We start from the raw sequence: 12,845 nt of genomic DNA, 5'->3' as shown, positions 1-12,845 counted from the left end.
TCGGTGTGCATAAACAATATTTAACGACTCGCTTGGTGGCGGATGTTGCCAACATTGCACGCGAAGCCGGTGCGCTTATTATGGAAATATACAGTCGGCCATTTAGTGTGACAGAAAAAGCCGATAGCTCACCGCTTACTGAAGCAGATGCGGCGGCTCACCGGTTAATTGATCAACAGTTAAAACAATTAACACCCTTGTTACCCGTATTATCTGAAGAAGATACCGCCGCTTTTGCCGGCGCCGACACTCAAGGTCGATATTGGTTAATTGATCCCCTTGATGGCACCAAAGAGTTTATTAAGCGCAACGGTGAGTTCACCGTCAATATTGCCTTAGTAGAACATGGCAAGCCGGTATTAGGAGTCGTTTATGCTCCCGCATTAGCACTTTGTTATACCGCAGCTCGGGGCTTGGGCGCACAAAAAGTAGATGATCAAGGAGAAGTTAGCGTTCTTAACGTTGCCACACACACTCCAGAACAGCCTTGGCGTGTGGTAGGTAGCCGTTCTCATGCCGGCGATGCCATGCCTCGTTTATTAGAACAATTAGGCAACCATGAGCTAGTGGCCATGGGCAGTTCACTTAAGTTGTGTCTAGTCGCCGAAGGCAGCGCTGATGTTTATCCTCGTTTGGGCCCAACCTCTTTATGGGATACGGCAGCGGCTCATTGTGTGGTAGAGCAAGCTGGCGGCTCGGTAATACAACTGAATGGGAAGCCTTTAGATTACAGTAACACCGGCCAATTACTGAACCCTCACTTTTTGGTGTTAGGCCATCACCAACAAGACTGGCCAAGCTTATTTTTAAACCAGTAAGTACATCAGACAATGCTCTCCGTCTTTTGCTAGCGTGCAACTAATACATCGCAGGGAAGCGTGCTTAAAAAGCGAGTGGCCACACTGCCAATGAGTAGGCGACTGATGCCCTGTCGACCATGAGTACCTAATACCAGTAACTGGGGACGCTGCTGCTCTACCGCTAGGGTGAGACATTCTTCAACATCGCCCATTAAAATATCGGTGAGAATACGACTATGGTCATCGTCTGCCAAAAAGTGCGCCATTTCGGTATTTACTTCTTGGCGTAAGCGCTCATGCTTTTGCGCTAACATGGCGTCCAGATCTTGTTGGTCATAACGCACAAAACCACTAAAAGGAGGATCACAAACATGCACCAGTCGAATATCTGCGCGCGGCGCTAAAGCTAGACTGGCCTGCAAGGCATGATGTGAGCTGCGTGAAAAGTCTGTGGCCGCTAATATATGTTGATAGGTTTGCACTGAGTCGACGCTCACCATTAATAATGGAATATCACAATGGCGTAGTAAACGCTCTGCTGTGGTGCCGACAAATAAATCCCGTAGCGGCTCTATATGGTGGCGCCCAACAATAAGAATATCGGCATTAAATTGGTTTACCTGTCGACTCAAGGCTTGATGGGGCTTACCCAGCACCACATGACAGCGTGTGTGGGCCTGTACGCTAGGGGGCAATTGCTCAAAAAACTCTTGTAATGCCCGCTCTGCTGCTTGTTGCAATCGATGGCGCACCGAAATTTCCACCATAGGTTCATACAAGGTCAGCGCATCATCTACTACATGAACAATATGTAACTTGGCTTTTAGCTGTTCTGCCAGCTCAGCCGCCCTATTAACAACTCGCAACGAGCCGGGTTCTAAATCGATAGCAACAAGTAGCGTTTTCAAGTCCGTTTTCCTTATTCAGTCAGAGACATCATTTCTTTACGTCATTAGACGAGCATTCCTGTTTTTGTTGATAAAAGCAAATTACTCCAGCAACAAGGGCGTGCATCGGCGTAGCAGTAGGCTATTGCTACGCTTTTTATTCTCCTCACTCTCCCTTTAGTTTACACTGACCACCTTTAAAGCCCGTTACTGATTATTAGGGAGTTTGAGTGTTAACAGCAGAAACGGCCATGCGTTGGCTCAATGCCGGCTATATCGAACACTATGTATGTGAACACTGCCATGGCATCCACTTTTCTGAGTTACAGGCGCTAGATGGTATATTGGAAAGTCGGCTGTTTGTTGAGCATGAAGGCGCGATTCTTACTAGTGAAATAGAAATTAGACCGACAGCGTTACTGACGCTTATGGCTGACTTAACGCGTTTAAATATGAACTACCCCAGCCTTAAGATATTTGTCGACGTATTAGATGATAATATGCCGCGTTTAATTGTGGCAGATTATTTACATACCAAAGCCGGTATCGATCAAGCCCAATTTTTGTGGATAGTGCAGCATGCCTTAATGGCCACTCAACAGTTATTGTTGGAAGTCGCTGAGCTGGGTTTTTTAATGAATGAAGACGAACCTGATAGACCTTCTACAGCCGTACATTAGGGCTGTACCTCAAATAAAACGTATGATTAATTGACCGCACTCTTCGGTTGAGGTAGCGCAATATGCTAAAGTAGAGGCCAAACCTGATTAAAATGTAGGTAGATAGTTAACGTGAATTACCTCGATTCGACTTCCTTCGATATGCCAGTTGAGCGCTTAATGCATAAAGGTCTGCTTACTTGCTCACCCAATACCCCGCTATACGAAGCTGCAGAGCGCATGGCAGCACGCCAATGCAGCTCTGTACTGGTTATCAAAAACGGCGTTGCGGTTGGCATTTGGACAGAACACGATAGTTTGCGCTTTAACTTTAATGATCCTAACTCATCATATACTCCCATTAGTCAGGTAATGAGTAGCCCGGTGAGCAGCGTGAATATGGCAACGTCTATCACTGACGTTGCCCAGCGCTTTAATCAAGAGCAGCGCCGTCACTTTTTAGTGACTGATGATGCAGGCCACCCGCAAGGCATTATTTCGCAAACCGACGTCGCCCTCAAACAAGGGCTAGAAATGTACTTAAGCTTGCGTATCGTCAAAGACACCATGGACAAAGATCCCTTGTTATTGCCTGGGTCGTTAACATTAGGACAAACGGCCTTGTTTATGCTCGAACAACAGCAAGATGCGGCTATTGTCAGTTGTGGCGGCGGTGAACTTGGTATGATTACCGAGCGAGATATGGTGCGCTTTGTGGCATGTCACCCAGGGGATACTCCGCTTAGTAAGCTGGCCAGCCGCCCTTTGTTGACTATAAATCCAAACGATTCTTTATTGCGTGCTAGGGATATACTGATTGATAAGCGATTGCGTCATTTAGCAGTGAAAGACAAAGACAGTCAGCACATTGTGGGGTTATTAGGATTTCAAAATATATTGGATGGCGCAGAACAGCGATACAGTATTGAACTTCACCATGCACTGGCTGAACGTGACAATACTATGCTGCACTCTCGGTTGAACTTGCACCTAGCAGAACGGGTGATTGAGGCCTCATTAGAAGGCGTAATGATCACTAATGCGAACAGTGAAATCACTTTTATCAACCCAGCTTTCACTCACACCACCGGCTATACCGCTGAAGAAGCATTAGGACAAAAGCCCAGCTTATTATCCTCAGGCAGACACGATAACGTTTTTTATGAAAAGATGTGGAGAGCCTTACACGATAAGGGTTATTGGCGAGGAGAAATTTGGAATCGGCATAAAAATGGTCAGCTTTATTTAGAATTATTAACCATTACCACTATTTACCATGATAATGGCGATATCACTCACTTTGCCGCCTTGTTTACCGATATTACTCATATTCGAGAAAATGAAGATCGGATCCGCAAGCTTGCCTACTACGACGCCCTCACTCAACTGCCTAATCGGCGCTTGCTCGAAGACCGGCTTGAACAAGCGATAAAGCATGCGCATCGCCATAAAGAACGGTTTGCGGTGTTGTTTATCGATCTCGACCATTTTAAACAGGTGAATGATAGCCTAGGTCATGCTGCAGGAGACGATCTATTACTCGATGTTGCTCGTAGAATGGCCGCACGATTACAAGAAGACGATACATTAGCGCGCTTAGGCGGCGATGAGTTTATTGCCATTTTACCGAGTATAACTGACACTGATGAAGTCACTCGGGTGGCGAGAAGATTAATTGATGCCATTGGTGCCCCCTTTCAGCTCAAAAATCAGCATTTTCGCATTGGCTGTAGCATGGGAATCAGCTTGTATCCTGACGACGCTACTAATACAGAGCAATTATTGCACCAAGCGGATGCCGCTATGTATCGCGCAAAGCAAGAAGGACGTAACACCTATCGCTTATACAGCACTCACTTAGATGCTCACGAGCATCGTTGGCTTGCGATGGAAACGGCTTTACGCAATGCTATTGATAGTAATGAGGGACTGAGTCTGCATTATCAGCCACTCTTTTCCAGTGACTCGCCTCAACAATTAGTGAGCATGGAAGCCTTGGCACGCTGGCAGCACCCTGACTTTGGTCAAGTGTCTCCGGTTGACTTTATTGCGCTGGCTGAACGCTCGGGGCTGATATTATCCTTAAGCAAGCGGTTAATGACCATGGTTGCCGCGCAGCTGCGTCATTGGCTAGATGCGGGGCTATCTCCGGTACCGGTTGCGGTAAACTTATCAGCCCAACAATTTTGGCAGCACGACTTAATTACACAGGTTCGTGCTTTGTATGACACCTTTCAATTACCAACAGGCTTGTTAAGCTTTGAGCTAACCGAAAGCATCTTACTCGACAAACAACAACCCGCCATTAAAGTACTCACCGCATTGCGTGAGTTTGGTTGCAATATAGCCATGGATGATTTTGGTACCGGCTACTCTTCTCTCAGTTATTTACATCAGCTCCCCCTTACTACCCTTAAAGTTGATCGTTCTTTTATTCAACAACTGAATGAAAATGCCGGCAGCGAAGCCATTCTTGCGGCGATCACCGGTATGGCAAAAGGTCTTAAACTGACAGTGGTAGCCGAGGGCGTAGAAACTCAAGCACAACTTGAAGCCTTACGCCATTATCAGGTTGATTTAATTCAAGGGTATTTAACCGGCCGCCCTGTTTCAGCAGAAGAGTTTACAGCCTTGTATTTAAGCCAAAAATAAAAGCCATACTCTTTATATGAGCCAAAACGTGCGCTTGTTAGTCCTTAGATAACAATAACCGTGCTTAAAAGCGGCTAACATCCATCGACTGCTCTGCAGGGATACGGGCAAAACTGACAGGCATTTTGCGCAGGCTATCTTTGCCTCGCGCAGTTAAGTCAGACATAAACTGAAACTGTTGTCTGGGATCCATCGGATAAGCTTTGATACGATAATGTGTGCCCCAAGGCTGCTCTTCTAATAGCACCACTACAGGTTGGCTTAGTTTTAAATAGGGGCTAGATAATGCCACGTCTTCTAATACCTGACGCACTTCATTCGCGTTATGATCTGGGCTAAGATAAAAGTTAACTACACACATTAAGCTGGCACCGCCATTATTGGCATTTTGAATCAGCCCCGTCCATATTGTTTGATGCGGAACATAAATCACCGTATCTTGCGGTGTGACAATTTCAACCACTCGTATACCAATATGTTTAACTTCGCCATAATGACCGTCGACCTCAATCCAATCACCCGGTCGATAGGGCATTTCGTATGCAGCCACGACACCAGCCAGTAAACTACTGACATAATCTTTTAGCGCAAACCCTATCGCCAAGCCGGTCACACTTAATATCGCAATGGTATTTTGTACGGTTAATTCAATAAATAATGGGACGATCCAAAGTATAGCGCCCGCTATCACAAGCACACGAATAGTCGGGATAAGAGCCAGCACAAACAATCGACGCTGGCTATGCAAGTGACTAGCAAGCCAAGGTAATATGCGCTGAGTTAACCAAATAAAGAGAATGGCGACCACCACCACTAGCATGGCTTCGAGTATAATATCGGTCGTAATATCTCTAAATAAGCCAATAAAACGTTTAGGGTCCATGCGCACCGCCCGTTAAAAGTCATCCAATAAATAATCGCGCTCGGCCAGAAATTCCCGAGAAATTAAATAACCGCGTACACTTAAACGCCAATATTCGCCATCCGACTCCACAATGCCAAACTGCGCTAAGCGTAATAACTGTACATTAAGCTCATCAGCGGCCATGGTTGATAGCACATCTTGAATTCGCTCACCGGTTAAACCGCGATGTACAAGCAATGCATATAAGATAAAGCCTGTTTTATCATCAGCTTGCGACGGCAGAGTAGGAGGTTGTTGTTCTTGGTTTACTTTGCATGACCATAAAGATAATGCGACGCCCACATTTCCTCTTGCCTCGCCCACGACCCGTCCAAGCTGCCGGTTACCGCCTTTAGCTCCTAGCGATCGTAATAACTCTGCACTCGCTGGGGGAAAACAATAAACTCTGGGTAGAGTAAGTGGCCAAGTGCGGCGTAAAAATGCAAAAGTCCAGCTATCACAGACAACTAGCCCTTGACCAAAATCACCTTGTAGCAATCTCGGCAGTAGCACTCGAATAAAACGCAACCCATCACTACTGCGTAATAAAAAGCGCGCCAAGTCATCAATCAGCCAAGCACTATGATGCAAGTTTTGTTGCTGCCACCACCCATCAAGGTCAACATCTCGTATTTGCGCCATCGAGGGTGGAGTCACCAGCGCCCATCCTTGTTGCCAAGTCCAGTCTCGAGCAATAGCCGCCGTTCCACTAAAGGGAGGATCAAGCAAAAAAGCGACTTCAGATTTTGCGTCTAGCACCCAGTCAGCTAAATAATCCGTCATAGCACCAACAGCCGCTGTACGATCAAAACTTTGATGGCCAGCCAGTTCCTCATTAGCAGTATTTTCTATTTTTTCTGCACCATCTTGACCAAAAATACGCAGTATTTTCCGCCAAAGTTGTTGAAACCACGTGAGCGTTGGTGGTGATGGGCAGTCATAGTCTTGTGCAAGAATCAGTTGCCAGTGATGAGCGTCGGTCATTATGCTTCCTTAATCAAATAAAATGGTAGCCTCTTTTTCTCAAGATTAACGCGTTACTTAGGTACCCTAATTTGATTGTAGATGGGTTTTACATACAAAAAAGCCCCACTGAACATAAATAGTGTGGGGCTAAGGTTGAGTATAGATAGTGGTCTTTATATTTTTGCCAATAACTGCTCATCGTAGTTATCAACATCTAGGGTGATATTGTATTTTTCTGCTAAGTTATTTAGCTCAGTTTGCTTAACGGCTAATTCATCCATAATCAGGGTGTTATCGTCTAGCTTCCATAATAAACGTGAGCCCGAATAACTGTATTGCAATATCAGCATGGCATCTGGGTTGCCTTGTTTAGCGGCGGCTTCTACTTTGCGCATTTTACGGGTGATTTTATTTAATGACTGTTTTAGCCGCCATACGTAGTACACTTCAGTTAAATATTCGTGGTGGCGATAGTGGTATAAAGCGCCGCCAACTAAAGCCGCACTGATCAATACCCCAATGGCATTCCAATGAAAATGGCTGCCACTGGGGTCAGGAAACAAGGCAATCAAGGTATAAGAAATCACTAAACTGCACACGGCTAAACACACAGCACAGCCGAATAAGAGGCGGTTAAAATGCTTGCGATAACGTTCTTTATCTACGGCGATTAATTTCATGAGAGACTTTATAAATAAAATGATGCGTATTGTAACCGAAACCCGCTTTCGCCACCATGACGAGACCGAGCAGATAGCCGGTATTCGAGTTAAACATGGCCAGCACACTCAGCTCCCCCAGCTCTTACTCACTGAGGGTGCTTAAATTTATGACTCAACAACCCGCAGCAAAAGAGCGCGTCGCCATCTTTGTTGATGTGCAAAATATGTACTACACCTGTCGACAAACCCATAACCGTAACTTTGACTATAACGCTTTTTGGGCTAAGGTTAGCGCCCAACGTACAGTGGTGGCCGCCTACGCTTACGCCATCGATCGGCAAGACGAAAAGCAACGCCAGTTTCAACATATATTGCGCGCAATTGGTTTTGAGGTAAAACTCAAACCCTTTATTCAACGTAGCGATGGTACAGCCAAAGGAGACTGGGATGTTGGGATCACCATAGACATGCTGGAGTGTGCGGCTATCGCCGATACCTTGGTATTAGTCTCTGGCGATGGTGACTTTGCGATCTTAATCGATAAACTGCGCCAGCATTACGCTAAGCGAGTCGAAGTATACGGCGTGCCTGCCCTCACGGCCAAAGCCCTGATGGAGGCCGCAGATCAGTTTATCGCCATTGATGACGCTCTTTTGCTGTAATCGCTAATTGAAAACGGCAACAAAAAAGCCGCCCAAGGTGGGCGGCTTTTTCTCTGTCTTTTATTCGCAATTAAGCGCGAATGAAGTCCAGGTGGGTCAGCTTAGGCTTGAACGGGTGGCGTTGTACATCTTGTACTTTTACCTTTACTTCTTTGCCATCAATAACCAGAGTCAGCACTTCGCTGTAAAAAGCATCTTCAACTTGCGCGATGATGGCTTTTTTGTGATCCAGAGCAACAGCTACTGGCTCTTGGCCTGCACCATAAACAATGGCAGGTACTTTGTCTTCATGACGCAGGCGGCGGCTCGCACCTTTCCCCAGGTCAGAACGAACTTCTGCTTCAAAAACAAATGACATAATTTTCTCTCTATAAGGTTAGTGGCACCTGCTGCGACCGGCAGCTGCCTGTAAAAATCGCGCGGATAATAACACGCAATCCAGATTACAACAAGATAAAGTCATAAGGCACGTATTTGTTGCAAGATACGTTTATCAGATATCGGATAAGCCGTGCCTAAGGTCTGCGCAAAGTACGAGACCCGTAATTCTTCTATCATCCAACGGATCTCTGCCACCTCTTTTGATAGTGGCTTACCTTTGGGCTGCTTATTCAACAGTTGTTGATAGGCCGTTTGTACCTGCTGTACTTTTATCAATTGTGCCCTGTCGCGCTGCGGATCAACGGGCAGTTTTTCTAAACGTCGCGATAAGGCCTCTAAATAACGCCCCACATCGGCTAACTTTTCACTCCCCGTGGCCGTAACAAAGCCGCGAAAGATCAAGCCATCGAGTTGCGCCTTAATATCCGTCATCGCCATGGCTTGCGATAAATCAATTTTGCCTTTGAGCCGTTTTTTTACATCATGGGCTTGGCTCAACACGGTTTCAACCTGCAAGGCAATGGCTGCCACGGTTTGATTTAGCTCCCCCGCTACCTGTTCTTTTAGCTGCTCAAATTCAGCGGGCGACCAAGCGGGCGCACCATATTGGCGCATTAAGGCCTCTATGCCAGCTTGAATGCAATCATCCACTAAATCTAGTACTTTACCGTAAGGGTTAAAATACAGCCCAAGTTTGGCTTTATTGGGCAGCTTTTCGTGTAAATACTTAATGGGTGATGGCAGCTGTAATAACAACAAACGCCGCTGCCCTTGCCACATGGTTTGCTGCTGGCTAAGCTCATCTTCGCACAAAGTAAGCGCCACACTGGTTTTATTATCAAGCAGCGCCGGATAAGCTTTCACTTCAAAGCCTGCGCGTTTGGCGGCATAGGTTTTAGGAATAGTACGCTCAGGAAACGCTTGTAAATTGTCTTGCTCAAATCTGTCATCATCAACCACTTCGGTGAGCGCGGTTTGCACTTGACCTTGTAGCGACAGCTTAATGGCTTCTAAGTCTCGTCCGGCGGCCAGTGTCTCGCCTTTCGCATCTAGCACACAAAAGCGCATCAGTAAGTGCGGCGCTAATGCCTGCCAATTCCACTCTTCTCTGGGAACGGTTACCCCCGTCATACGACGTAAGTGTTTTTCTACCTGATCAAGCAAGTCCCCTGCAAACGGGGTGACTGCTGCTAATACGGCATCGGCAAAGTTGGGGGCGGGCACAAAATGTTTGCGCATAGGTTTAGGCAAAGATTTAATTAAGCTTACAATTAACTCTCGGCGCAATCCCGGCACTTGCCACACAAAAGGCGCGGCTGTGACTTGGTTAAGCAGCGGTAAGGGGATTTGTACCGTAACCCCGTCTTCTTCAAGGCCGGGTTCAAACTGATAGTCTAGCGCTAGGTTAAGTCCATCATGCTGCCAGGTGTCGGGGTAATCTTGTGCACTAACCTTGTCTGCCTTGTCATTAAGCAGCATGTCTTCACTAAAGTGCAGCTGTTCTGGCGCGACTTTGTGCGCTTTTTTCCACCATTTATCAAAATGGCGCACCGAAACAATCTGTGCTGGCAGGCGCTCATCATAAAAGCCAAATAAGGTTTCATCGTCAATCACTAAGTCACGGCGACGAGATTTATGCTCCAGTGTTTCTGCTTGATCGAGCAAGGCTCGGTTATGATGAAAAAAGTCATGGCGCGTATTGAGCTCGCCTTCGACTAACGCTTGACGAATAAAAAGCTCGCGGCAGAGCTTAGGGTCCACCTCGCTATAATTCACTCGTCGGCGCACCACAACCGGCAAACCAAATAAGCTTTGGCTTAAATAGCCCATTACCGCCCCTTGGCGCTTTGACCAATAGGGCTCGCTGTAATTGGATTTAAGCAGGTGCCCTGCGGCTCTTTCTATCCAGTCTTGCTCAATACGCGCGGCGGTTCGGCCATATAAACGGTGCGTTTCAGTCAGCTCTGCCACCATCACCCAGCGCGGAGGCTTTTTAGCCAAGGATGAGCCCGGAACCAGCACAAAGCGGGCATTACGCGCCCCCATTATGTCTTTTTTATCACCGTCGCGCAGCCCCACTTGGCTTAACATGCCGCTCAGTAATGCTTGGTGCAGGCTATTGTAACCTGCCGGCTCGCTATTCAACGCAAAGCCCAACTCGCGCACCACTAAGCGCAGCTGGCTGTAAATATCTTGCCACTCACGCACCCTAAGGTAGTTTAAATACTCCCTGATACATTGCTTGCGAAATTGGTTACCACTTAGCGCCGCTTGTTGCTCTTTAAGGTGGTTCCATAAATTAATGTAGGCCACAAAATCAGAGTCTTTATCGGCAAAACGCCGATGCATTTCTGCCGCTGCTTGTTGTTTATCTTGCGGGCGCTCTCTGGGGTCTTGAATGCTTAACGCAGCCACAATCACCATGACTTCAGTCACACAGCCATGATCGCGCGCTGCTAACACCATACGCGCCAGCCGAGGATCGACCGGTAAACGGGCCAAGTCTGCCCCCAAGGGTGTTAAGCGCAAATTGCCCTGCTCGCCCAGCACGGCACCTAACTCTTCGAGTAGGCGAATACCATCACTAATGTGCTTACGCTCAGGCGCCTCTACAAACGGAAAGCCCGAGATATCACCGAGTCCTAATGACAACATCTGCAAAATAACAGAGGCTAAGTTAGTGCGCAGTATTTCAGGGTCGGTAAATTCGGGGCGATTTAAAAAGTCGTCTTCACCGTATAAGCGAATGCAAATACCCGCCTCTACTCGACCACAGCGCCCCATACGTTGATTGGCACTGGCCTGAGAAATAGGCTCAATAGGCAAGCGCTGCACCTTGGTGCGATAAGAGTAACGGCTAATACGAGCCGTGCCTGGGTCAATAACATACCGAATACCCGGCACGGTAAGTGAGGTTTCTGCCACATTGGTGGCCAGTACAATACGCCGCCCGGTATGAGATTGAAAAATACGGTTCTGCTCGGCATTCGATAGCCGTGAATACAAAGGGACCACTTCGGTATGGCGCAGCTCTAATTTATTGAGCGCATCGGCGGTGTCACGAATTTCTCGCTCACCATTCATAAAAATAAGAATATCACCGGGGCCGGCTTGGCTTAGCTCGGTAACCGCATCAAAAATACCCTGTAGTTGATCGCGCTCGCGGTTATCATCCACCAAAGGCCGATAGCGCAGTTCTACCGGATACGTCCGACCCGATACCGTGATAATGGGCGCTTGATTAAAATGCTCAGAAAAACGCTCAGGATCGATAGTGGCTGAGGTAATAATGATTTTAAGATCGGGGCGTTTTGGCAATAACTGCTTTAAGTAACCCATGGTAAAGTCAATATTCAGGCTGCGTTCATGGGCTTCATCAATAATAATGGTGTCGTACTGGCGCAGCATGCGGTCTTGTTGAATTTCGGCCAGTAGCATGCCATCTGTCATCAGTTTAACTTGGGTACTGTCACTCACTTTATCGTTAAAGCGGATTTTATAACCCACGCGATCGCCCAGTTCACACTCTAACTCTTGTGCTAAGCGGGCTGCCACACTGCGTGCCGCCAATCGTCTGGGTTGAGTATGACCAATGGTGCCCTCTACCCCTAGGCCTAGCTCAAGACACATTTTGGGGATTTGTGTGGTTTTACCCGAGCCAGTTTCGCCGGCAATAATCACCACTTGATGATCACGAATCGCCGCTTTAATCACCTCGCGCTTATCACTCACCGGTAATTGCGGCGGATAATGAATGGGCGCTTCTAGCAGCCCATAACGACGACTGCGCTCAGCCATAGAGATGGCGATTTGCAGTGCAATTTTTTCCAGTACTGCTTGCTGCTTGGCAGCAGGTAATTTTGCTACACCTTGTAAGCGACGGCGAAAGCGGCCACGTTCGGCCCCTCTGCACTCTTTTAGCCTTGTCTGCAATTGCTCAACCGACTGCGCCAAACTCAACCCCACCTCATAGATAAAAACTGGCACACAGTTTATCAGAAATGTGCTCTTGGGGGGATCCACTAGGCGGCTTACTGTAACCGTCAGCCCATATAGCAGAACGTATTATTGTTTTTATCGCATTTAGCTGCCCCACTCAAAAAATAAAGCACACGACAGTATTTTAGTGGCGCTTTAAACCGCAACAAAGCTGACTAAGGGTTCAAAGTACGATAAAACCGCTAATAAACAACAAGTAATTGAAAATAAATGCGACCAAGGTCACGATTAACACTAAGCTTAGCCAACCAACACAAAATCAAAGCAAACCAT

11 protein-coding genes are annotated in these 12,845 nt (G+C 47.0%); 5 read left to right on the top strand and 6 right to left on the bottom strand.

Annotation, left to right across the window (positions count from 1 at the left end):
• Positions 1-5 precede the first annotated feature (5 nt).
• Positions 6-818, top strand: coding sequence for a 3'(2'),5'-bisphosphate nucleotidase CysQ (gene cysQ / locus J3U76_RS03225; RefSeq protein ID WP_341534297.1), 813 nt, complete (start codon positions 6-8; stop codon positions 816-818).
• 29 nt (positions 819-847) lie between these two features.
• Here the strand turns inward: cysQ and J3U76_RS03220 are convergent, their stop codons facing one another.
• Positions 848-1,708 carry a universal stress protein gene (locus J3U76_RS03220; protein WP_208004355.1) on the bottom strand — a complete coding sequence of 287 codons (861 nt, stop codon included), beginning with the start codon at positions 1,706-1,708 and terminating at the stop codon, positions 848-850.
• A 230-nt stretch (positions 1,709-1,938) separates the two neighbouring features.
• On the opposite strand from J3U76_RS03220, the gene J3U76_RS03215 reads away from it, so the two are divergent.
• Positions 1,939-2,367, top strand: coding sequence for a YbjN domain-containing protein (locus J3U76_RS03215; protein ID WP_208004555.1), 429 nt, complete (start codon positions 1,939-1,941; stop codon positions 2,365-2,367).
• A 111-nt stretch (positions 2,368-2,478) separates the two neighbouring features.
• Positions 2,479-4,998: an EAL domain-containing protein gene (locus tag J3U76_RS03210; protein WP_341534295.1), complete on the top strand. Its 2,520-nt coding sequence runs from the start codon at positions 2,479-2,481 to the stop codon at positions 4,996-4,998.
• A gap of 64 nt (positions 4,999-5,062) precedes the next feature.
• Here the strand turns inward: J3U76_RS03210 and J3U76_RS03205 are convergent, their stop codons facing one another.
• The 3 genes from J3U76_RS03205 to J3U76_RS03195 all read right to left on the bottom strand — a co-directional run bounded on the left by J3U76_RS03205 (position 5,063) and on the right by J3U76_RS03195 (position 7,548).
• The gene (locus J3U76_RS03205; RefSeq protein WP_208004353.1) at positions 5,063-5,881 is read right to left on the bottom strand and encodes a mechanosensitive ion channel family protein; all 819 of its coding nucleotides are present in this window, start codon (positions 5,879-5,881) and stop codon (positions 5,063-5,065) included.
• A 12-nt stretch (positions 5,882-5,893) separates the two neighbouring features.
• Complete coding sequence (locus J3U76_RS03200; protein ID WP_208004345.1) at positions 5,894-6,886, bottom strand: hypothetical protein; 993 nt, start codon at positions 6,884-6,886, stop codon at positions 5,894-5,896.
• A 155-nt stretch (positions 6,887-7,041) separates the two neighbouring features.
• Entirely contained in the window at positions 7,042-7,548 is a 507-nt protein-coding gene (locus J3U76_RS03195; protein WP_208004343.1) for a DUF3087 domain-containing protein, read from the bottom strand.
• Between J3U76_RS03195 and J3U76_RS03190 the strand changes: the two genes are divergently transcribed.
• Together J3U76_RS03190 and J3U76_RS03185 are read left to right on the top strand one after the other, a co-directional pair.
• Positions 7,547-7,693: a hypothetical protein gene (locus J3U76_RS03190; RefSeq protein WP_208004341.1), complete on the top strand. Its 147-nt coding sequence runs from the start codon at positions 7,547-7,549 to the stop codon at positions 7,691-7,693. The two genes, J3U76_RS03195 and J3U76_RS03190, sit on opposite strands and share 2 nt — an antisense overlap.
• 4 nt (positions 7,694-7,697) lie before the next feature.
• Positions 7,698-8,192, top strand: coding sequence for a LabA-like NYN domain-containing protein (locus J3U76_RS03185; protein ID WP_208004339.1), 495 nt, complete (start codon positions 7,698-7,700; stop codon positions 8,190-8,192).
• A 70-nt stretch (positions 8,193-8,262) separates the two neighbouring features.
• Here J3U76_RS03185 and rplY read toward each other — a convergent pair whose 3' ends face one another.
• Both rplY and hrpA read right to left on the bottom strand, forming a co-directional pair.
• Positions 8,263-8,550, bottom strand: coding sequence for a 50S ribosomal protein L25 (gene rplY / locus J3U76_RS03180; protein ID WP_208004338.1), 288 nt, complete (start codon positions 8,548-8,550; stop codon positions 8,263-8,265).
• A gap of 101 nt (positions 8,551-8,651) precedes the next feature.
• Positions 8,652-12,527 carry an ATP-dependent RNA helicase HrpA gene (hrpA, locus tag J3U76_RS03175; RefSeq protein ID WP_208004553.1) on the bottom strand — a complete coding sequence of 1,292 codons (3,876 nt, stop codon included), beginning with the start codon at positions 12,525-12,527 and terminating at the stop codon, positions 8,652-8,654.
• Between the last annotated feature and the right edge of the window lie 318 nt (positions 12,528-12,845).

This window comes from Oceanisphaera pacifica (assembly GCF_017498065.1).
In the GTDB taxonomy this organism is placed as follows: domain Bacteria; phylum Pseudomonadota; class Gammaproteobacteria; order Enterobacterales; family Aeromonadaceae; genus Oceanimonas; species Oceanimonas pacifica.
This window is presented reverse-complemented; position numbering and strand designations above follow the sequence as displayed.